This is a genomic window from Phycicoccus sp. 3266 (assembly GCF_031456495.1).
Lineage (GTDB): Bacteria > Actinomycetota > Actinomycetes > Actinomycetales > Dermatophilaceae > Pedococcus.
The window spans coordinates 413,430-433,361 of sequence record NZ_JAVDUW010000001.1; the positions used below are offsets into that span (position 1 = coordinate 413,430).

Here is a 19,932-nt window from a genome sequence, read left to right on the forward strand (position 1 = left end):
GTAGGATGCGGTCATGACCGCCCAGGACGCTCCCGCCGACTTCCGCGCCGAGGCCGCCGAGCTCGACGCCCGCGACCCGCTCGCCGGCTTCCGTGACCGGTTCCTCACCCCCGAGGGCAGCGACCTGGTCGCGTACTTCGACGGCAACTCCCTCGGCCGCCCGGTCGCGGACGTGGCGAGGCGGCTGACCGAGTTCGTCGCGGGCCCGTGGGGCAACCGGCTCATCCGGTCCTGGGACGAGCGCTGGCTCGACTGGCCGATGGAGGTCGGCAACCGGCTCGGCCGGCTGTGCCTCGGTGCCGGTCCCGGCCAGGTGTTCGTCGGCGACTCCACCACCGTGCTGCTCTACAAGCTCTGCCGCGCCGCCGTCGACGCCATGGCCGCGCAGGGACGCACCGAGGTCGTCCTCGACACCGACAACTTCCCCACCGACCGCTACGTCCTCGAGGGCATCGCCGCCGAGCGGGGCCTGACCCTGCGGTGGATCGAGACCGACCCGTCCGCCGGGGTGACCCTCGAGCAGGTGCGCGAGGTCGTCGGCCCGCAGACCGGCCTGGCCGTCTTCAGCCACGTGGCCTACCGGTCGGGCCACATCGCCGACGGCCCCGGCATCACCGAGGCCGTCCACGAGGCCGGCGGTGTCGTGCTGTGGGACCTCAGCCACACGGTCGGGTCGGTGCCGGCGGAGCTCGACGCGTGGGGTGCGGACCTCGCGGTCGGCTGCTCCTACAAGTACCTCAACGGCGGCCCGGGTGCGCCCGCGTGGGCGTACGTCGCGACCCGCCACCAGGACGCGCTCCAGCAGCCGATCTGGGGCTGGCTCGGACGGCGCGACGCCTTCGACATGGGGCCGGGGTACGAGCCCGCGGCCGGGCTGCGGTCCTTCGTCTCCGGGACCCCGCCGATCCTCGCGATGGTCCCGCTCGACACGACGCTGGACCTCATCGAGGAGGCCGGGATGGCCGCGATCCGCGCCAAGTCGGTGGAGCTGACCGAGTTCGCGCTGCGCATCGCCGACGCCGAGCTCGCCCCGCTCGGGGTCGAGGTGACCAGCCCGCGCAACCCCGACCTGCGCGGCGGACACGTCACCCTGCGGCGCCGCGGCTTCCGGGCCGTCACCGCGACGCTGTGGGAGGAGGGCGTCATCCCCGACTACCGCGACCCCGACGGCATCCGGATCGGCCTGTCGCCCCTGTCGACCAGCTTCGCCGAGGTCGTCGACGGCATGTCCGCGCTGCGCGACACCGTCGAGCGGATCGACGCCTTCCAGTAGCGTCGCGCCATGGCACCCGCCCCCCGCGCCCTGGTCCTCGTCGACGTGCAGAACGACTTCTGCGAGGGCGGCTCCCTCGCCGTGGCCGGTGGTGCGGAGGTGGCGCGCCGGATCAGCACGCACGTGCGCGACCACCACGGGGAGTATGCCGCCGTGGTCGCCACCGCCGACTGGCACGAGGACCCGGGTGCGCACTTCAGCGACGCCCCCGACTACGTCGACTCCTGGCCGGTGCACTGCCGGGTCGGCACGGACGGCGCCCTGTTCCACCCCGGCGCCGAGGAGGCGTTCGAGCACGTCGACGCGGTCTTCCGCAAGGGCCAGCACAGTGCGGCCTACAGCGGCTTCGAGGGGTCCACGGCCGAGGGCGACCGGCGTGTGGGGCTCGCGGACTGGCTGCGCCAGCGCGGCGTCGAGGAGGTCGACGTCGTCGGCATCGCCACCGACCACTGCGTCCGTGCGACCGCGCTCGACGCTGCGCGCGAGGGCTTCGTCACCACGGTCCTGCTGGACCTCACCGCGGGAGTGGCCCCGCAGACGACCGCGGCAGCGCTCGAGGAGCTCGCGGCCGCGGGCGTCGTCCTGACCGGCCACCCCGCGGGCGCCTGAGCACACCTCCGTCGGCGCCGTCAGCCGGCGGTGAGGAACTCGTGGGCGCCGCGGATGCGGGTGCGCAGCAGGGCCCGCGTGCGGCTGCCGTCCAGGACCAGCCGGGCCGCACCCCCGACCCCCGCCTCGGCCCGGGTCGTGCTGGCCAGGCGCGAGGCGTCGAGCCCGTCGCGAGCGGCGACGAGCAGGCCGATCTCGTGTCGGCTCAGCGCGTCCGGCCCGACGGCATGGAGCACCCCGGAGAGCTCCCGCTCGACGACCTCGAGCAGCACGTCGGCAAGGTCGTCGACGTGCACCGGGCACTTGACGTCGTCGGTGAACAGCGCGCCCTCCCGGGTCCCCGTCGCCAGGTCGTGGACGAGCTGCTCCGTCGGCGAGAGGCGTCCGCGGGACGAGCCGAGGACCACCGACGGACGGACGACCGCGGCCCCGGGCGCGCACGCGAGCACCGCCTGCTCCGCGGCAACCTTGGAGCGGCCGTACGGCTCGACGGCATCCGGCTCGTCGTCCTCGGTGTAGTGGTCGCGGTCGCCCCGGAAGACCACGTCGCTGGAGACGTGCAGCAGCCGTGCGCCGTGGTCGGCGCAGGCGAGGGCCACGTGCGCGGCGCCACCCGCCGTGGTCGCCCAGTCGTCCTGCCGGTATGCCGTGTGGACGACGACGTCCGGGCGCACCTGGGCGAGCAGCGCACTGGTCGCCGCGAGCTCGCGCAGGTCGACCCGCCTCACCTCGCGCCCCGCTGCATCCGCAGGGCGCGAGGTGAGGAACGTGCCGACGACGTCGTGACCGGCGGCCTGCGCGCGCTCGGCCACCGCCCGCCCCAGCGCCCCGCTGGCGCCGGTGACGAGCAGACGGGTCAGTGGCGGCCGCCCTCGGAGGCACCCTCGACGATGACCGGCTGCCCGTCGGCGACGAGCTTCCAGTCGTAGGTGGTGAAGGTGGTCGGGTCGATCGTCCCCTGCTGGGTGACCCAGTCGATGATGAGCTGGCGGATCTCCGCCTGGGCGTTGTAGACGACCGGCGCCGTCGTCACACCGGGGAAGCCGCCGCCACCGGACTGGCGGTAGTTGTTGATGGCGATGACGAACTGCGCGGCCGGGTCGAGCGCCTTGCCGTCGTAGGTCAGGTTGGTGATCCGCGAGCCGACGGGCTGGGCGATGTCGATGTCGTAGGCCAGGGAGGCGTCGAGCCCGCCCATGACGTCGTAGTTGTAGTCCGGCGTGCCGTTCGGCGCCGTCGACGTGACGGCCCGGGTCACCTGGTCGGGGTTGTACGGGCCCGTGCCGGTGACCTGCTGGAAGTACCGGGCGGAGTACTCGAGGTAGTCCTTGACCTGGGCGCCCGTGAAGACGATCCCCAGCAGCGTGTTGTCGTAGATGTAGAGCCCCGCGACGTCGCGGACGGTCACGTTGCCGGCCGGGATCGCGGCGTCGGGGTTGAACGGCGCGGCGATCGAGAGCACCGGCAGCGACTCCTGCGGCGTCCCGACGAGCGCGGCCTTCACGGCTTGGCCCTGCACGTGGTTGATGAAGTCGAGGGCGGCGGTGTCCTCGAACCGCGCGGTCGCCGCGGACATCGCCAGGGTGCACGTGCCGATGACCGAGTTGACGTAGGTGCGCACGACCGCGTGGTCGTCGGCGAGGAGGGCGGCCACGGTGTCGTCCTCGGGGACGTTCTTGGAGTCGAGGAGGTGGGAGTGCACGTCCTGCAGCACGTAGCGCTTGCCGTCGTGGGTGACGTCGAAGTCGATGACCGACAGGCGCATGCCCCACTTGAGCGGCTCGGTGAGCAGGACCTTCTTGCCCGCGGTGACCTTGCTGTCGACGAAGCGCTCGACGATCTCGACGTGCGAGTGCCCGACGAGGACGGCGTCGATGCCGGCGACCTGCTCGGCCAGCTGGGTGGAGGCGTTCTCCGGGTAGGGCAGGGCGTCGCCGTACGAGGACGTGGACTCAGAGCCGGAGTGGCACGCGACGACGACGAGGTCGCAGCCGGCCTGCTTCAGCTTCGGCACGAAGACCTTGGCCTGCTCGACGATGCCGGGGAAGCGGAGCTGGCCGTCGACGTTGGCCTTGTCCCAGATGGCCACGCCGGGCGTGACCAGACCGAGGATGCCGACCTTGAGCGGCTTGGCGACGCCCGGCACCTTGAAGCTGCGGATGAGGAACGGCTTGAACGCGGGTGCGCCGGTGGTCCAGTCGACCGTGTTGGCCGACAGCAGCGGGAAGTCGCACTGGGACTCGAACGTGCGCAGGGTGTCGATGCCGTAGTTGAACTCGTGGTTGCCCAGCGCGGCGGCGTCGTAGCCGATCTGGTTCATGGCGATCGCCATCGGGTGCTTCGAGCCGCCCGTGATCGGGTCGATGCGCGCGTAGTAGTACGACAGCGGCGTGCCCTGGATGGTGTCGCCGGCGTCGAGCATGAGGGTCCGGTCGGTGCCGCGCTCGGCGCGCACGCCGGCGACGAGGGTGGCGATCTTGACCAGGCCGACGTCGTTGTGCTTGGAGTCGTCGTACTCGGCGTCCTTGAAGTAGTCCCAGTTGAGGACGTTGCCGTGCGTGTCCGTGGTGCCCATGACCGTGAGCCGGTAGGACGCGGACCCACCCTGCTTCGGCCCCTTCTCCTGGGCCGCGTGGGCGGTGCCACTGCCGAGGAACGCGGCGCCGGCGCCGGCACCACCGACGGCGGCCATCGCCAGCATCTCCCTCCGGGAGCGCTCGGTGGCGATCAGGCGGGCGACGGCGGAGTCGGGAGTGGGCATCAGGACCTCCTGGGACCTCGGTGACCTCGTGGGTCGGTGGGCGTCCGCGACGGCTTGCGGGTGCGGGCGTCGGCGACGTGGCGAAGGCTCCACCCTAGCCTCGGCCCGACGGCCCGGGGAGACCCCGGACGGTATGGATTCGGCCAGCACGACCGGCCATGCCACGGTTCGCCGGGCGGCCATCCAGCCGTCGCCAGCGGGTCGTCCGGGGTTCGCCGGCGGGCTCGTTCAGGGGTGTGCCGTGCGCACGCGGGCGACCAGCGAACGGTGCTCGGCGACCCAGCCCGGCGCCGGCCGCACGGGCATACCCACCTCGATGCCCGTGCTCGCCTCGTCCCACACCCGCACGTCCACCCTGTCCCCCGCCGGCCACGGGGTCAGCCGCAGCGCGACGCCGCTGCCGCCGTCACGCCACGACACCGGGCGGCCCTGCTCGAGCTCGTCCAGGCCCGCCTCCCACTCGGCCAGGTCGGCGCGGGACACGACGTCGGGCCAGCTCGCACGGACCGCTCCGACGACCTCGACCACGACGTCCAGGTCGTCGGAGCCCTCCGGGGCCCCCAGGACCCGGACGACGAGGCCGGCCGTGGGGTCGACGAGCCGGACGAGCTCCAGCGGCCCCGGCTCCACGGGTCAGCCGATCGAGTAGTCGGAACCGTCCCGCGAGCGCCCGGCGCTCCACGACAGGGCGTACTTCCCGTCGTCGACGGCCAGCCCCGCCTCCCCCAGCTCCAGCGGCCGGAACGTGTCGACCATGACGGCGAGCTCGTCGAAGTACTCCACGCCGATCGACGCCTCGGACGCCCCGGGCTGCGGGCCGTGCGCGTGGCCGCCGGGGTGCACCGAGATCGAGCCCCTGCCGATGCCCGAGCCCTTGCGCGCCTCGTAGTCGCCGTCGACGTAGAACATGATCTCGTCGCTGTCGACGTTGGAGTGGTAGTACGGCACCGGGATCGACAGCGGGTGGTAGTCGACCTTGCGGGGCACGAAGTTGCAGATGACGAAGTTCCAGCCCTCGAACACCTGGTGCACGGGCGGCGGCTGGTGCACGCGACCGGTGATGGGCTCGAAATCGCGGACGTTGAAGGCGTAGGGGTACAGGCAGCCGTCCCAGCCGACGACGTCGAGCGGGTGGAACGGCAGCTCGTGGACGGTGCCGACGATGCCGGACGGGCCGTTCCCGCGATGCTTGATGTAGACCTCGGACTCGTCGGTGGCCTTGTCCCCCACGTCCTCGGCGAGCAGCGGTCCCTGCGGCGCCCGCAGGTCGCGCTCGCAGTACGGCGCGTGCTCGAGCAGCTGGCCGTACTTGGACAGGTAGCGCTTCGGCGGCGTGATGTGGCTGTTGGCCTCGATGCAGTACGCCCGCAGCGGGTCCTTGGTCGAGCGCTTGGGGATCCAGCGGTGGGTGGTCGCCCGCGGGATGACGAGGTAGTCGCCCTCGGCCACGTCGAACGCCCCGAAGACCGTCTCGACCCGGGCCCGGCCGCGCTCGACGTAGACGCACTCGTCGCCGATCCCGTTGCGGTACCACGGGCTCGGCGCACCGGCCACGGCATACGAGATGCGCACGTCCCCGTTGCCGAGGACGAGCCGGCGCCCGGTCACGACGTCGGTGTCCTTGACCTGCTTCGGCGTGAAGAGGTCGTGCAGCTTGAGGTGCCGCGGCTGGAGCGGGTGGTTCGGCGTCGTGGAGAGGTCCGGCAGGACCCACTCGCGGGCGCCGGAGACGGTCGACGGGATGGTGCGGTGGTAGAGCAGCGAGGAGTCCGAGGAGAAGCCCTCCTCCCCCATGAGCTCCTCGTAGTACAGCTCACCGGGCTTGCCGCGGCCGCCGGGACGCCGGTGCTGGGTGTGCCGCTTGGGCGGGATGCTGCCCATCGCCTGGTAGTGCGCCATCGCTCGCTCTCTCGTCGTCGAAAGGGGTGCTGGGTCCGAGCATGTCACGCCGGTCACGCGCCCGTGGCCCGACTCCCCCGCGCCCGGTGGCGACGGCGCAGGTGGGCGCTACTGCACCTGGATGAGCCCGACCGCACGGCATCGCGGGAGACTCGGGCCAACCCCCTCCAAGGCCACTGCAAACGGTGGCGCCACCTTCGAGAAAAAGGGGTTCGACCCATGTCCATCGACGACCTGGTCGCGGCGACGTCGCGACCGTACCGATCGCTGCTCTGGGACCTCGACTGGTGGGGGACGCTGTTCCAGTCCCGCCAGCTCGGGTTCGACATGCAGGCGCAGACGCAGTCCAACTGGTGCTGGGCCGCGACGTCGACGAGCGTGTCGCACTACTACTGGTTCTGGAGCTCGTGGACCCAGTGTCGCGTCGCCAACGCCGAGCTCGGTCGCACGGACGCCTGCAACACCCCGGTCCCGGCCGCGGCCAACGTGCCCTGGTACCTCGACCGCGCCCTGACCCGCACGAACAACTTCGTCAGCATCACCGGCCCGGCGACCTTCAGCCAGGTGAAGGCGGAGATCGACGCCGGCCGGCCCGTCGGCGCCCGCATCGGCTGGAGCGGCGGTGGCGGCCACTTCATGTGCATCTACGGCTACAGCCGGTTCCTCGGCCACGAGTACTTTGACATCGACGACCCGATCTACGGCAAGTCGCACCTGAGCGTCGCCGACTTCTCCACGAACTACCAGGGCAGCGGCACCTGGACCCATACGTACTACACGAAGAGGTACTTCAGGTTGCCCATCATCCCGATCCTCGTGGCCGAGCCGATCCTGCGGAAGATCTGGGACGTGCGCCCGCTGCTCAAGCTCAAGCAGGCGCCGTATGCCGAGGCCGCCCGCGAGTCCGCCGGCGACACCAGCGCCTCGCTCGGCCTGGCCCAGCCGGTCTACTCCGTCGGCCTCGACGCGCTCACCGGGCGGCGCAAGGCGGCGCCGACCGGGGAACCCGTCGGCCTGCGGGTCTACGAGACGCTGGAGGGCGTGCCCCAGGCGTGGTTCGACGTCGACGACAGCCGGGAGGGCGAGGTCCGCGGGATGTCCTCGTCCCCGCACCACCTCGAGCCGTTCCGCGCCGCCCTCGAGGTCGCGGTCGACCGGGCCGGGGAGGACGAGCGCGAGTGCCAGCTGCGGCTCTACCGCGTGCCCGCCCTGAACTTCGAGGCGCTGTGGCTGAGCTACGAGGGCGGCGAGGGCGACCAGCTCGTCCCGCTCACCGCCGTCGGACCGCTGCCGGCCGGTGAGCCGGTGCCGTTCGCGGACGCCGTCGGGTCGCTGCGCGAGGCGGCGCGGGCCCTCGGCGACATGGACGACACCATGGGCGCCTGACGGCCGTCCTGGAGCCCCACCGGCGTCGCAGTCGGCGCCGCGCGGCCGGTCCGCGCGGCGCCGACGCGCGCCAGTAGGGTGCGCGTCATGACGAGGTTGTCGGACGCCGCCGCACCCCGCCCCGCCGAGCCCGGCCTCTTCGCCGGCCTCGTCGACGACGCGGCGGTCTTCCCGCCGGGCAACGCCCCCCTCGACGAGGCCGTGCGGATGCACCGGGTGCACCGCACCAGCTGGTATGCCGGGCTCGTCGGCCCGCTCCTCGTCCCCGCCTCCGCGGCGGGAGACCTCGTACCGCTGGCCGCCGGCGCGGACGCCGACCCGTTGAGGGTGGCCGTCATCGGTCGCCCGGGCACCCCTGTCGAGCAGGTGGTCGACGCGGTCGCCCGGCTGCGGTCGGCCGACGGCGTCGAGGTCGTCGGGGTCGAGCGCGGGTGGGAGCCGTCGTGGCGCGAGGCGCCGGACCCGGGCGTGCCACTGACCCTCGAGGTGCCGCGCGGCGACGCGCAGGTCGAGGCGGTCGCCGACATCGCGGCGGACGCCTCCGACAACCGCCCGCTGCAGGCGAAGTTCCGCACCGGTGCCACCGACACGTGGGCCTGGCCCGACGAGCGCGAGCTCGCGGCGTTCGTGCGCACCGCGGTCGACCAAGACCTCGGCTTCAAGCTCACCGGCGGCCTGCACCACGCCGTCCGCGGCTCCCACGACGGGCAGGAGCAGCACGGCCTGCTCAACGTCCTCGTCGCTGTGCGGTGGGCCCTCAACGGCGACGACGTCGACGAGCTGGTGCCGCTGCTGTCCGAGCGCGACCCGGGCGTCCTGGTCCCCCACGTCACCCGCATGAGCGCCGCCGACGCCGCCATCGTGCGTGCCTTCTTCCCGGCATACGGCTGCTGCGGCGTCACCGACCCGATCACCGAGCTGGCCGCCCTCGGCCTCCTGGAGGAGCACGCATGACCACGTCCTGGATCGACCTCGCCGAGGACGACGCGTTCGGCCTCGACAACCTGCCGTACGGCGTCTTCTCCACCGAGGGCACCGACCCCCGCGTGGGGGTGCGCGTCGGCGAGTGGGTGCTCGACGCCGGCGCGGTGGCGCGGATCGGCCGCGACGCCGTCGGTGTGGGCGACGGCCCGGACCTCACCGCCGCGTGGGAGCGCCCGAGCCTCAACGCGTTCCTCGAGCTCGGGCGACCCGCGTGGACGGTCGCCCGGTCGTGGCTGCAGGAGGTGCTCACGGACCCGGTGCACGAGGAGCGCACCCGCCCCCACCTCGTCCCGGTCGGCGACGTGGTCATGCACCTGCCGATCGAGGTCGCGGACTACGTCGACTTCTACGCCGGCGAGCACCACGCGACCAACGTCGGCCGGATCTTCCGCCCCGACTCCGAGCCGCTGACCCCCAACTGGAAGCACCTGCCCATCGGATACCACGGCCGGTCCGGCACGGTCGTCGTGTCGGGGACCGACGTCGTCCGGCCGAGCGGGCAGCGCAAGGCCCCGAGCGACCCCGCGCCGACGTTCGGGCCCAGCCGCAAGCTCGACATCGAGGCCGAGCTCGGTTTCGTCGTCGGCGGCTCGTCCCGCGTCGGCCACCCGGTCCCGATCGACCAGGCCGGCGAGCACCTCTTCGGCGTCGTGCTGCTCAACGACTGGAGCGCCCGCGACATCCAGGCGTGGGAGTACGTCCCGCTCGGCCCCTTCCTCGGCAAGTCGTTCGCCACGTCGATCTCACCGTGGGTCGTCACCATGGACGCGCTGGCCGCGGCCCGCGTGGACCTCCCGGGACAGGACCCGGAGCCGCTGCCGTACCTGCGGGGCACCGGCGACGCGGCCCTGGGCCTCGACGTCCACTACGAGGTCGTGTGGAACGGCACCGTGGTGTCGCGGCCCGAGTACCGGGACATGTACTGGTCGCCGGCGCAGATGCTCGCGCACCTGACGGTCAACGGCGCCTCGTTGCGCAGCGGCGACCTGTTCGGGTCCGGGACCATCTCGGGCACCGAGCCGCGCACGCGGGGCAGCTTCCTGGAGCTCACGTGGAACGGCACCGAGCCGGTGACCCTGGACGACGGCAGCACCCGGTCCTTCATCGAGGACGGCGACACGCTCGTCCTGCGGGCCTGGGCGCCCGGACCCGGCGGCGTGCGGATCGGGCTCGGCGAGGTGAGCGGGACGGTCGTCCCGGCCGCCGGCTAGGCCACCTGCCGGTTGCCGCTTGCCGCTACTGCCCGGGCCGCCCGTCACGAGGCTGCCGACCCACGACGACGTTGGTGGCGGCGACCTTGTCGTGCCACGCCTGGCGGTTGGCGTCCCACGCCGGCCACAGCAGGTCCAGGAGGGCGGCGATCGACGCGAACGTGCCGATGAGCGGGATGTTGCCCAGCATCCCCAGGACCGCCTGCACCGAGGCGCGCCGTGAGGCGTCCGCGAGCGACAGCGGGCCCGGCCGCTCGCGCAGCCGCACCGAGATGCCCGAGACGGCCTTGCCGGGGGTGGCGCCGCTGCGCGTCAGGAAGAAGACCTGGTACGCGAACGCGACCACGCCCGCGACGAGGCTGAACCCGGCGAGGTAGCCGTAGTCGATCTGCGAGGTGATGCGGTCCATCGCCGCGGTGTCCCCGGAGCGGACGGCGTTCGCGAACCCGTCGAAGAACGGCTGCATCGCCCGGTAGAGCAGCCAGCCGCCGAGGACGAAGCTCGCGACGCCGGTGATGATGGCGTCGATGATGTAGGCGCCCACGCGCTGCCAGTAGCTCGCCAGCGGCTGGCCGTCCGGTGTGGTCGGACCCGTCGCCCAGCCCTGACCCATCGGCGGCGCGTTCCACTGGTGCTGCTGCGGCGCCCCGGGGAACTGCGGGTTGGGGCGGCCCGGCTGCGCGCCCGGCGCACCACCCGGCATACCACCCTGCGCACCCGGCACACCGCCCTGGGTGCCCGGGCCCGCGCCGCGCCCACCGGGTCCGTGGCCACCGGGCGCCACCCAGTGCCGGGCGGCCTCGGCCCCCGCCTGGGCCGCCTGCTCGGCGGTGGTCGCGGGACGGGTGCTCTTGGGTGTCGTGTGCCTGGTCCAGACCACGCCGTCGAAGTACCGCAGCAGGGCGGCGTCCTCCGGGTCGTCGTACCAGCCCGGGCTCGATGGCGTGCTCATGGCGACAGCCTCTCACGCACGCTGCCCCGTTCCGGCCCACGGCCCCGCCGCGCGCTCGCGCTCCGCCGCACCTAGGGTGAAACGCCATGAGCAGCAACGACTCCGTCCTGCGGACCAAACCCGTCGAGGACGTCCTGGCCCAGGCCGGCGACGCCGGCAGCGAGGGCGACGGCACCCGCCTCGCCCGCCGCCTCGGGGCCAAGGACCTCATGGGCTTCGGCATCGGCATCGTCATCGGCACGGGCATCTTCACGCTGACCGGCATCGAGGCCAAGAACCACGCCGGCCCCGGCGTCGTCATCTCCTTCGCCGTCGCCGGCGTGGTGAGCCTGCTCGCCGCGCTCTGCTACGCCGAGCTCGCGTCGGCCGTGCCGACCGCGGGCAGCGCCTACACCTACGCGTACGCGACGATCGGCGAGGTCTTCGCCTGGATCATCGGCTGGGACCTCATCCTCGAGTTCGCCCTCGGCGCGGCCGTGGTGGCCCGCGGCTGGTCGGGCTACATGCAGGAGCTGTTCGACCTGCCCACGGGGCTGTTCGGCGAGACCTCGACCGTGAACGTGGGAGCGGTCGCCATCGTGCTCGTCCTCGGCATCGTGGCGGTCATCGGCATCCGCGAGAGCGCCCGGGTGACGAACACGCTGGTGCTCATCAAGGTCGCCATCTGCGTCTTCGTCATCATCGCCGGGGCCTTCTTCGTCAAGGCGTCCAACCTGACGCCGTTCATCCCGCCGGCCCAGCCGGTCAAGCAGGGCACCTCGGGCCTGGCGCAGCCGCTGAGCCAGGCCGTGTTCGGCATCCAGCCGACCGCCTTCGGGTTCGCCGGCGTGCTGACCGCCGCGGCCGTGGTGTTCTTCTCCTACACCGGGTTCGAAGCGGTGGCGAACCTCGGCGAGGAGACCCGCCGGCCCAGCCGCGACCTGCCCCTCGGCCTGCTCGGGACCCTCGGCATCTGCACGGTCCTCTACGTCGGCGTCTCGCTCGTCCTGACCGGGATGGTCGACTACCGCAAGCTCAACGAGGGCGCGCCGATCGCGAGCGCCTTCGAGGCCGTCGGGGCGCACTGGGCGGCGAACCTCATCGCCGTGGCAGCCGTCGCCGGCCTGACGTCGGTCATCCTCGTCGACATCGTCGCCATGGGCCGGATCGGCTTCTCGATGGGCCGCGACCGCCTGCTGCCGCCCGCCGTGGCGAAGGTTCACCCGAAGTGGGGCACCCCGTACCGCATCACCATGGGCACCATCGTCCTCGTGGCGCTGCTCGCCGGGCTGGTGCCGCTCAAGGCCCTCGCCGACCTGGTCAGCATCGGGACCCTCTTCGCCTTCGTCGTCGTCTCGATCGCCGTGCCGATCCTGCGCCGCACCAAGCCGGACCTGCCGCGCCCGTTCCGCACTCCCTTCTCACCCGTCGTGCCGGTCCTGTCGGCCCTCGCGTGCCTCTACCTCATGACGAACCTGTCGCTGGAGACGTGGCTGCGCTTCGCCGTGTGGATGGTCCTGGGCCTGGTGCTGTATGCCGTGTACGGCCGGCGCAACGCCCGCCTGGCCCAGCGCGTGCCGGGGCCGGCGCGCTCCGCCTGAGGCCGCCCACGCCCCGTTGGCCCCGGGGACGACGATCGGGGGTGTGGAGGTGACGGATCCGTCACCTCCACACCCCCGATGTCGGGGGGTGGGGCGGGTCAGAGGTTGCCGCGCGCGTCCTGCTCGCGCTCGATGGCCTCGAACAGCGCCTTGAAGTTGCCCTTGCCGAAGCCGAGCGACCCGTGCCGCTCGATGATCTCGAAGAAGACGGTCGGCCGGTCGCCGAGCGGCTTGGTGAAGATCTGCAGCAGGTAGCCGTCCTCGTCGCGGTCGACGAGGATCTTGCGCTTCTGCAGCTCCTCGATCGGCACGCGGACCTCGCCTATGCGGGCGCGCAGCTCGTCGTCCTCGTAGTACGAGTCCGGGGTGTCGAGGAACTCGATCCCGTTGGCGCGCAGCTCGTCGACGGTGCGCAGGATGTCGCCGGTCGCGAGCGCGAGGTGCTGGGCGCCGGGGCCGCGGTAGAACTCGAGGTACTCGTCGATCTGGCTCTTCTTCTTGGCGATCGCCGGCTCGTTGAGCGGGAACTTGACCCGGTGGTTGCCGTTGGCGACGACCTTGGACATCAGCGCCGAGTAATCGGTGGCGATGTCGTCGCCGATGAACTCCGCCATGTTCACGAAGCCCATGACCTTGTTGTAGAAGGTCACCCACTCGTCCATCTTGCCGAGCTCGACGTTGCCGACGATGTGGTCGAGCGCCTGGAACAGCCGCTTCGGCGCGCCCTCGCGCTTGACCCAGGTCGACTCCCTGGCGACGTAGCCGGGCAGGTAGGGGCCGTCGTACCGCGAGCGGTCGACGAGGGTGTGCACCGTCTCGCCGTAGGTCGCGATCGAGGCGATGCGGACCGTGCCGTGCTCGTCGGTGAGGTCCTCCGGCTCGCGCACGACGCGGGCACCGGCCGAGCGGGCCTGGGCGATGCACTTGTCGACGTCCGGCACCTCGAGGGCGATGTCGACGACGCCGTCGCCGTGCTTCGCGTGGTGCTCGACGAGCGGGCTGTCGGGGCTGACGGCACCGTTGAGGACGAAGCGGATCGAGCCGGACTTCAGGACGAAGGACTTGTGGTCGCGCTGGCCGTTCTCCGGACCCGAGTACGCGACGAGCTCCATGCCCCAGGCGGACTGGTAGTACTGCGCGGCCTGGGTGGCGTTGCCCACGACGAAGACGATGGCGTCCCAGCCGGTGACCGGGAACGGGTCCTTCGACTCGTCGTACTCGACGAGGCCGACGAGCTGCTTGAGCTGCTCGAGGTCGAGGTTGGCCTCGCGCTCCTGCGGCGTGAGGTCGAGGTTCGTGTCGCTGGTGGTCGTCATGGCGGCAGGGTGCCGCGGTGCTGCCGAGGTGTGCAACCGTGTGCCGTGCGGCTGCGCAGGATGTGCGAAATGGTCGCCGCAAGCGCCGATCCAGTGGACAATGTGTCCATGTCCCTCGACGACCTGGACCGGCGGCTGGTCACCCTGTTCACCGAGCAGCCCCAGATCGGGGTGCTCGGCGCCTCGCGCGAGCTCGGGGTCGCCCGGGGCACGGTGCAGGCCCGGCTCGACCGGCTGGCCCAGCGCGGCGTGATCCGGTCGTGGGCGCCGCAGCTCGACCCGGCGGCGATGGGCTACCCCGTCTCGGCGTTCTGCACGCTCGAGATCCGGCAGGGCCGCGGCCACTCCCCCGTCGTCGAGCACCTCGCCCGCATCCCCGAGGTGCTGGAGGCGCACACCATCACCGGCTCCGGTGACCTGTTCATCTCCGTGGTCGCCCGCGACAACGCCGACCTCCAGCGCGTCATCGACGCCGTGGTCGACGACCGCCACGTGGTCCGGGCCAACACCGCGATCTCCCTGGCGACGCGCATACCCCTGCGGACCCTGCCGCTGGTGCAGGCGGCGGCGACGCCCGTCAGCGACGCAGCGCAGTGACCGCCTCGGCGACGACGTCGGGGTCCGCCCAGAACCGGTCCCCCGGCTCCCCCAGCGGCGCGTAGACGACGACCTCGTCGAAGCCGGCATCCGTCGCCTCGCCCACCGTGTCGGCCAGCGCCTGGACGGAGGCGAGCGGGCGCAGCGTCCCCCACCCGACGAGGACCGACCGCCCGATCGCGGCCGGGTCGCGCCCGATCCGCTCGCAGGCCACCGTCACGCGACGCGACTGGCGGGCCAGGGCCTTCCACCAGCCGGCTCCGTCGAGCTCGGCCAGCGCGGCCCCGCCGAAGGTCACCCAGCCGTCGCCCTGCCGAGCCGCGAGGTCGAACCCACGGGGCCCACCCGCAGAGATGACCACCGGGGGCGGAAGCCGTCCGGGCGCGTGCGCGGCCGGCTGCACCCCCTCGATCCGGACGACGCTGCCCTCCCAGGTCGAACCCCCGAGCCAGAGTGCCCGCAGCGCCGACACCGACTCCTCGTAGCGGTCCCAGAGGTCACGCATCGCCACCAGCTCACCGCGGTCCGCCAGCACGTCCCCGGGCAGTCCGGCACCGAGGCCCAGGACGAAGCGCCCGTCGCTGATGTCCTGCAGCGTGGTGGAGGTGCGGGCCAGGACGGTGGGGCTGCGGACCGCTGCCGACGCGACCAGGGTGCCGAGGCGCATCGTGCTCGTGACCCCGGCGGCAGCCGCGAGGGTCGTCCACCCGTCCGCCCACCAGCGGCCGGCCACGGTGGGGTGGGTGAGGTGGTCAGCGGCATACGCGGCGTCGAAGCCCAGCTCCTCCAGGCGCGTCCACGTGTGCCGCGCGTCCCGCCACGACTCCTGCGGGAGCACCAGGGCACCGAGCCGCATCGGACCTCCTCCGGCACTGGGCGGCCCGCGGCGACGGGGACTGGGCCGCCGCGGGGTCGCTCACGTCGACCCCGATCGTTCCACCCGCGCTCGGGGTCGCGTGCGGGAATCGGCGCAACTGGCCGACCCCGGTGCCGCGGGCCGCCGGGGTCGGGATGCGCGGCCGGGGCGACGCCGTCAGCGTCAGGCCGCGTTGCCCAGGGCGAAGGACACGAAGACGGAGGCCACGATGAGCAGCCCGCCCAGGGACATCACGCCGTTGCCGGCCTCGCCGCGGGTGGCGATCCTCCGGCGGCTGCCCACGAGCACGAGGGCGATGGCCAGGGCGTTGAGGGGCAGCGCGACCCACCAGCCGGGCTCGGGCACGGCGACGGCGCCCCACGTGAAGAGCGCCGCGATGACCACGCCGAGCACGATGAGCAGGACCCGGGTGACCTTGATGCGGGTCTCGATGTAGGCGTTGGCCACGGTGCTACCTCTCGGTGGAAGGACGTCGGTCACGGGGACGGGCTGGCAGGACGGTCGAGGGCCGGCCCGTCACCACACGCCGCCACCGTTCGGGGGCCGCCGCGGGCCGTCGGACCCGTGACCGGGTCCCCGGGGCGGCTCGGTGTGGCCGGTCTGGCCCAGGGCACCGGGTCGCAGCGGGTCGATGCGGTCGTCGACCGGCCGCTCGGGGAACTCGACCGGGGAGTCGGGGCCGAAGCGGTCGAACGCGGCACCCCACTCCGGGTCCTCCTCCCTGAGGCGGTCGACCACGGCCCGGGCCTGCACGCCCACCGCGTCGCGGTAGGCCACGGCGCTCTCGTGCTCGTCGGCGCCGGAGAGCACCGCCCGCCACGTCGTCTGCTCGGCGTCGAGCCGGCGCTGGAGCACCTGCCGGTCGTGACCGTGCTCGCCGCGGCGGGCCTCGTCCTCCTCGGCGCGCCGGTCGGCGGCGTCCTGCGCCCGCCCCTGCTCGATCTCGACCCGGGCCCGCTCCGTCAGCGCCTTCGCCCGCTCGACGCCGGCGAGGACCTCGGCGATCTCTGACTCCTGCCGGCGCAGGGCGGCCTCGGCCCGGTGGACGAGCTCGTCTAGCTCGCGGTCGCCGGGGGTCGCAGTCATCAGAGGTCACCCGGTCCGGTGCCGGGGAAGCCCGCGCCGGCCGTCTCGTCGACGTGCGAGCCGGCCTTGCCGTGCGTCGCGGCAGCCGCGCCGGCGAGCACGACGTTCACGCCCTGCATCACGAGGGCGAAGATGCCGCACGCCTCGACCAGGGCGGGGATGAGCTTGGAGAGGTTGACGATGAGGTCGATGGCCTGGTTGATGAGCGAGATCGCCCGGCGGATGCCCGAGCCCATGGTGATGAGCTCCTTGGCGAGCTTGGCCACGCTGAGCGTGACCACCCACTCCTCGACGAGGCCGAGGATCCCCGCCACGGCCTGCACCACCTGCGAGGTCGCGGACAGCATGTTGCCCAGCTGGCGGCTCATCAGGCTGGTCGCGGTGCTCTGCCTGCCGTGCGCCGAGGCGAGGTCGAGCAGCTCGGCCCTCGCGAGGGTGGCCGAGTGGGCGCGCCAGGCCTGGTCGACGTGCCCGGCCATGCGCCGGTAGTTCTCCGAGACCTCGTGCAGCGCCTTGCTGGTCGACTCCCAGTTGCTGCGCATCTCGTCGACGCCGTTGAAGTCGCCCGCGATCGGGCTCATGATCGCCTCGATCGGCGACCAGTGCAGGATCTTCGTCATCGCCCAGTCGATGCCCTGCAGGATGGGCCCGCAGTTGCCCTTGGCGTTCTCGATGACGTCCCCGAAGGCCTGCGACCCGCTGGCCCCGTGCAGGTACCCGGCGGGGTCGCTGAGGGCGAGCGTGCTCACTTCTCCCCCGCCTCGAACGCCTCGTAGTCCTCGAGGTCGTCGCCGACGCTCGCGGCGTCCGCCGTGGTGTTGACGGCGCTCTCGATCTCGCCGGCGAGGGCGATCGGCGAGAACGGGTTGAGGCTCTTCGGCCCGTCGTCCCAGGCGTGGGCCGGCACGTGCGGGTTGAACAGGTTCTCGCCCTCGCGCGTCACGTCGGCCACGACGCCGGTGCCGCCGGCGATGTTCTTGTCGCCGCGGGACACGACCGGCCCCGGGTCGGCCGGGGCCATCGGGCCGGCGGGTCCCATCGTCGGCAGGCCGGCGGTGGTGATCTTCGTCTCGAACGCCTTCATGCGGTCCGAGGCGGCGATGTCCCTGTCGTGGAAGTTGGACGCGGTCGTCCGGATCTTCGAGGCCATGCCCTGGGCCGCCTCCGGGCTCTGCGACAGGCTGGCCTCGGCGTCGGAGTAGGCCGAGCGGTACTGGCCGGCGAAGATGGTCATGAAGCCGCTGAACGCCCCGAAGTTCGCACAGCTCCCGGCCACGAACGAGTGGACCGAACGCAGGTACGAGCGCTGCTGCTCGGCCGCGTGGGCCAGCTCGCGCATCCCGGCGTAGTTCACCTCGATGGTCATCGTCTCCCCCTCAGGCGGTGGTCTCGGCGCCCGCGGACCCCTTCCGCCAGCGCCGTGCCCGACCCTACCGGCCAGCGTCGCGCAGCACCGTGGGGAGCACTCCCCAACCGGGGCCCCCCGGCGTCGCAGCGTCCGGGACGAGGGGCCGACAGCGCTAGCGGCGCCCGACCAGCCAGGCGCGGATCTTCTCGATGCGTGCCGCGACCTCGGACGACGTCGCCGCATCGAGGGACGGGCCGCCGCACGCGCGGCGCAGGTCGTTGTGCACCACGCCGTGGGGCGCGTTGGTCTTGCGGGCGTATGCCGCGACGAGCCCGTTGAGCTCCTTGCGCTGGGCGGCGAGCGCGCGGTGCGCCGACACGGGCTGCGGCGCGGCCTTGGTCCGCCGGCCGCTCTGGGCGGTCTGCCGCTCGTGCAGCAGCAGCGCCACCTGGTCCGGCTCGAGCAGCCCTGGCAGGCCGAGGTACTCCTGCTCGTCCTCGGAGCCGACGGCGGCACCGAGGCCGAACTGCTTGGCGTCGAAGAGCACGTGGTCGAACTCGGCGTCGGACTCCAGCGCCTCGAAGGTGCTCTCGTCGAGGCCCACCGTCTTCTCGGTGCGGTTGGCGGCGGCGACGAGCGCGTCCTCCTCGGCCCACATCGAGGCCTCGGAGTCGTCCTTGGTGACGCGGTCGAGGGCGTGGTCGCGCTCGTCCTCCAGGCGGGCCGCGTGCTCGAGGATCACCGGCACGGAGGGCAGGAACACCGAGGCGGTCTCACCGCGGCGCCGGGCCCGGACGAAGCGGCCGACCGCCTGGGCGAAGAAGAGCGGGGTCGAGGTCGACGTGGCATACACGCCGACGCACAGGCGGGGCACGTCGACGCCCTCGGAGACCATCCGCACCGCGACCATCCACCGGGAGTCGCTGGAGGCGAACTCCTCGATGCGGGCCGAGGCGCCTGCGTCGTCGGACAGGACGACGGTCGGCTTCGTGCCGGTGATGGACTCCAGGATCCGGGCGTACGCGCGGGCGCTGGTCTGGTTCGAGGCGATCACGAGGGCGCCGGCGTCGGGCACGCCGCGACGCACCTCGGTCAGCCGCTTGTCGGCCGCGGCGAGCACGGCGGGGATCCACTCGCCCTTGGGGTCCAGGGCGGTGCGCCACGCGTGCGCCATCGCGTCCTTGGTCAGCGGTTCGCCGAGGCGCGCGGCGATCTCGTCGCCGGCCTTGGTGCGCCAGCGCATGGCACCGCCGTAGGCCATGAACAGCACGGGGCGCACGACGCCGTCGCGCAGCGCCTCGGCATACCCGTAGGTGTAGTCCGCCGCGGACCGGCGGATGCCGGCCTGGTCCATCTCGTAGCGGACGAACGGGATCGGCGAGGTGTCGGAGCGGAAGGGGGTACCGGTCAGGGCGAGCCGTCGGGTGGCGGGCTCGAACGCCTCGCGGATGGCGTCACCCCACGAGAGGTTGTCGCCGCCGTGGTGCACCTCGTCGAGGATCACCAGGGTCGGCGCGGTCTCGGTGCGGGTGCGGTGCAGCGACGGGCGGCTCGCGACCTGGGCGTAGGTGAGGGCGACGCCGTCGTACTCGCTGGAGTGCCGGGCCGAGGAGTTGGAGAACCGGGGGTCGATGTGGATGCCCACCCGGGCCGCCGCCTCCGCCCACTGCACCTTGAGGTGCTCGGTCGGGGCGACGATCGTCACCGCGGAGATCGTCCCGCGCCCGAGCAGCTCGGTGGCCAGGCGCAGGGCGTAGGTCGTCTTGCCGGCGCCGGGCGTCGCGACGGCGAGGAAGTCGCGAGGCGTGGACCGGAGGTAGGTCGTGAGCGCCTCCTGCTGCCAGGCGCGCAGCTTGGACGCCGTCCCCCAGGCCGCCCGCTCCGGGAACGCTGGTGACAGGTGGGAGGCGGCGGCAGTACTCATAGGCCCGCCACGATAACCGTTGCCCGACAACGACATGCCGAGGCCCCGGCATGTCTGCCGGGGCCTCGGGGGTGTGCTAGGGCGTGTCGCCGGAGAGGTCCGCGTGGGTCCTCCACGGCCGTTGCCGGG

19 protein-coding genes are annotated in these 19,932 nt (G+C 72.8%); 7 read left to right on the forward strand and 12 right to left on the reverse strand.

Annotation, left to right across the window (positions count from 1 at the left end):
- Positions 1 to 13: 13 nt before the first annotated feature.
- Together J2X64_RS02140 and J2X64_RS02145 are read left to right on the forward strand one after the other, a co-directional pair.
- Positions 14 to 1,273 carry an aminotransferase class V-fold PLP-dependent enzyme gene (locus tag J2X64_RS02140; protein WP_310148930.1) on the forward strand — a complete coding sequence of 420 codons (1,260 nt, stop codon included), beginning with the start codon at positions 14 to 16 and terminating at the stop codon, positions 1,271 to 1,273.
- A 9-nt stretch (positions 1,274 to 1,282) separates the two neighbouring features.
- The gene (locus J2X64_RS02145; RefSeq protein ID WP_310148932.1) at positions 1,283 to 1,882 is read left to right on the forward strand and encodes an isochorismatase family protein; all 600 of its coding nucleotides are present in this window, start codon (positions 1,283 to 1,285) and stop codon (positions 1,880 to 1,882) included.
- 20 nt (positions 1,883 to 1,902) lie between these two features.
- Here J2X64_RS02145 and J2X64_RS02150 read toward each other — a convergent pair whose 3' ends face one another.
- The 4 genes from J2X64_RS02150 to J2X64_RS02165 all read right to left on the reverse strand — a co-directional run bounded on the left by J2X64_RS02150 (position 1,903) and on the right by J2X64_RS02165 (position 6,542).
- A complete protein-coding gene (locus J2X64_RS02150) occupies positions 1,903 to 2,856 on the reverse strand; it encodes an SDR family oxidoreductase (RefSeq protein ID WP_310153093.1) in 954 nt (317 codons plus the stop codon).
- Positions 2,739 to 4,643 (reverse strand): 5'-nucleotidase C-terminal domain-containing protein, encoded by a 1,905-nt coding sequence (locus J2X64_RS02155; RefSeq protein WP_310148935.1) that lies wholly within the window; start codon positions 4,641 to 4,643, stop codon positions 2,739 to 2,741. Before J2X64_RS02155 ends, J2X64_RS02150 begins: the two co-directional genes overlap by 118 nt.
- Before the next feature lie 228 nt (positions 4,644 to 4,871).
- Complete coding sequence (locus J2X64_RS02160; RefSeq protein WP_310148938.1) at positions 4,872 to 5,273, reverse strand: DUF5959 family protein; 402 nt, start codon at positions 5,271 to 5,273, stop codon at positions 4,872 to 4,874.
- A gap of 3 nt (positions 5,274 to 5,276) precedes the next feature.
- Positions 5,277 to 6,542 carry a homogentisate 1,2-dioxygenase domain-containing protein gene (locus J2X64_RS02165; protein ID WP_310148941.1) on the reverse strand — a complete coding sequence of 422 codons (1,266 nt, stop codon included), beginning with the start codon at positions 6,540 to 6,542 and terminating at the stop codon, positions 5,277 to 5,279.
- A gap of 219 nt (positions 6,543 to 6,761) precedes the next feature.
- Between J2X64_RS02165 and J2X64_RS02170 the strand changes: the two genes are divergently transcribed.
- The 3 genes from J2X64_RS02170 (at position 6,762) to fahA (ending at position 10,123) form a co-directional block, all read left to right on the forward strand.
- Positions 6,762 to 7,928: a papain-like cysteine protease family protein gene (locus tag J2X64_RS02170; protein ID WP_310148944.1), complete on the forward strand. Its 1,167-nt coding sequence runs from the start codon at positions 6,762 to 6,764 to the stop codon at positions 7,926 to 7,928.
- 87 nt (positions 7,929 to 8,015) lie between these two features.
- A complete protein-coding gene (locus J2X64_RS02175) occupies positions 8,016 to 8,882 on the forward strand; it encodes a hypothetical protein (protein ID WP_310148947.1) in 867 nt (288 codons plus the stop codon).
- The gene (gene fahA, locus J2X64_RS02180) at positions 8,879 to 10,123 is read left to right on the forward strand and encodes a fumarylacetoacetase (protein WP_310148950.1); all 1,245 of its coding nucleotides are present in this window, start codon (positions 8,879 to 8,881) and stop codon (positions 10,121 to 10,123) included. The genes J2X64_RS02175 and fahA overlap by 4 nt, the downstream gene beginning before the upstream one ends.
- A gap of 25 nt (positions 10,124 to 10,148) precedes the next feature.
- Here the strand turns inward: fahA and J2X64_RS02185 are convergent, their stop codons facing one another.
- Positions 10,149 to 11,075, reverse strand: a complete 927-nt coding sequence (locus tag J2X64_RS02185) for an RDD family protein (protein WP_310148953.1) — start codon at positions 11,073 to 11,075, stop codon at positions 10,149 to 10,151.
- A gap of 86 nt (positions 11,076 to 11,161) precedes the next feature.
- Here J2X64_RS02185 and J2X64_RS02190 point away from each other — a divergent pair, with 86 nt between their 5' ends.
- Positions 11,162 to 12,655: an amino acid permease gene (locus tag J2X64_RS02190; protein ID WP_310148955.1), complete on the forward strand. Its 1,494-nt coding sequence runs from the start codon at positions 11,162 to 11,164 to the stop codon at positions 12,653 to 12,655.
- A 98-nt stretch (positions 12,656 to 12,753) separates the two neighbouring features.
- Here the strand turns inward: J2X64_RS02190 and hppD are convergent, their stop codons facing one another.
- A complete protein-coding gene (hppD, locus tag J2X64_RS02195; RefSeq protein WP_310148957.1) occupies positions 12,754 to 13,971 on the reverse strand; it encodes a 4-hydroxyphenylpyruvate dioxygenase in 1,218 nt (405 codons plus the stop codon).
- Between the two features lie 108 nt (positions 13,972 to 14,079).
- On the opposite strand from hppD, the gene J2X64_RS02200 reads away from it, so the two are divergent.
- On the forward strand, positions 14,080 to 14,568 hold the full coding sequence (locus J2X64_RS02200; protein WP_310148959.1) for an Lrp/AsnC family transcriptional regulator: 489 nt from the start codon (positions 14,080 to 14,082) through the stop codon (positions 14,566 to 14,568).
- Here J2X64_RS02200 and J2X64_RS02205 read toward each other — a convergent pair.
- The 6 genes from J2X64_RS02205 to J2X64_RS02230 form a co-directional block, all read right to left on the reverse strand.
- Positions 14,549 to 15,424: an LLM class flavin-dependent oxidoreductase gene (locus J2X64_RS02205; RefSeq protein WP_310148962.1), complete on the reverse strand. Its 876-nt coding sequence runs from the start codon at positions 15,422 to 15,424 to the stop codon at positions 14,549 to 14,551. The genes J2X64_RS02200 and J2X64_RS02205 overlap by 20 nt on opposite strands.
- A 183-nt stretch (positions 15,425 to 15,607) precedes the next feature.
- On the reverse strand, positions 15,608 to 15,892 hold the full coding sequence (locus tag J2X64_RS02210; protein WP_310148965.1) for a hypothetical protein: 285 nt from the start codon (positions 15,890 to 15,892) through the stop codon (positions 15,608 to 15,610).
- A gap of 69 nt (positions 15,893 to 15,961) precedes the next feature.
- Positions 15,962 to 16,531, reverse strand: coding sequence for a hypothetical protein (locus tag J2X64_RS02215; RefSeq protein ID WP_310148968.1), 570 nt, complete (start codon positions 16,529 to 16,531; stop codon positions 15,962 to 15,964).
- Positions 16,531 to 17,280 (reverse strand): hypothetical protein, encoded by a 750-nt coding sequence (locus J2X64_RS02220; protein ID WP_310148970.1) that lies wholly within the window; start codon positions 17,278 to 17,280, stop codon positions 16,531 to 16,533. Before J2X64_RS02220 ends, J2X64_RS02215 begins: the two co-directional genes overlap by 1 nt.
- Positions 17,277 to 17,897 carry a hypothetical protein gene (locus J2X64_RS02225; protein ID WP_310148972.1) on the reverse strand — a complete coding sequence of 207 codons (621 nt, stop codon included), beginning with the start codon at positions 17,895 to 17,897 and terminating at the stop codon, positions 17,277 to 17,279. Before J2X64_RS02225 ends, J2X64_RS02220 begins: the two co-directional genes overlap by 4 nt.
- Before the next feature lie 154 nt (positions 17,898 to 18,051).
- Positions 18,052 to 19,803: a DEAD/DEAH box helicase gene (locus J2X64_RS02230; RefSeq protein ID WP_310148975.1), complete on the reverse strand. Its 1,752-nt coding sequence runs from the start codon at positions 19,801 to 19,803 to the stop codon at positions 18,052 to 18,054.
- Between the last annotated feature and the right edge of the window lie 129 nt (positions 19,804 to 19,932).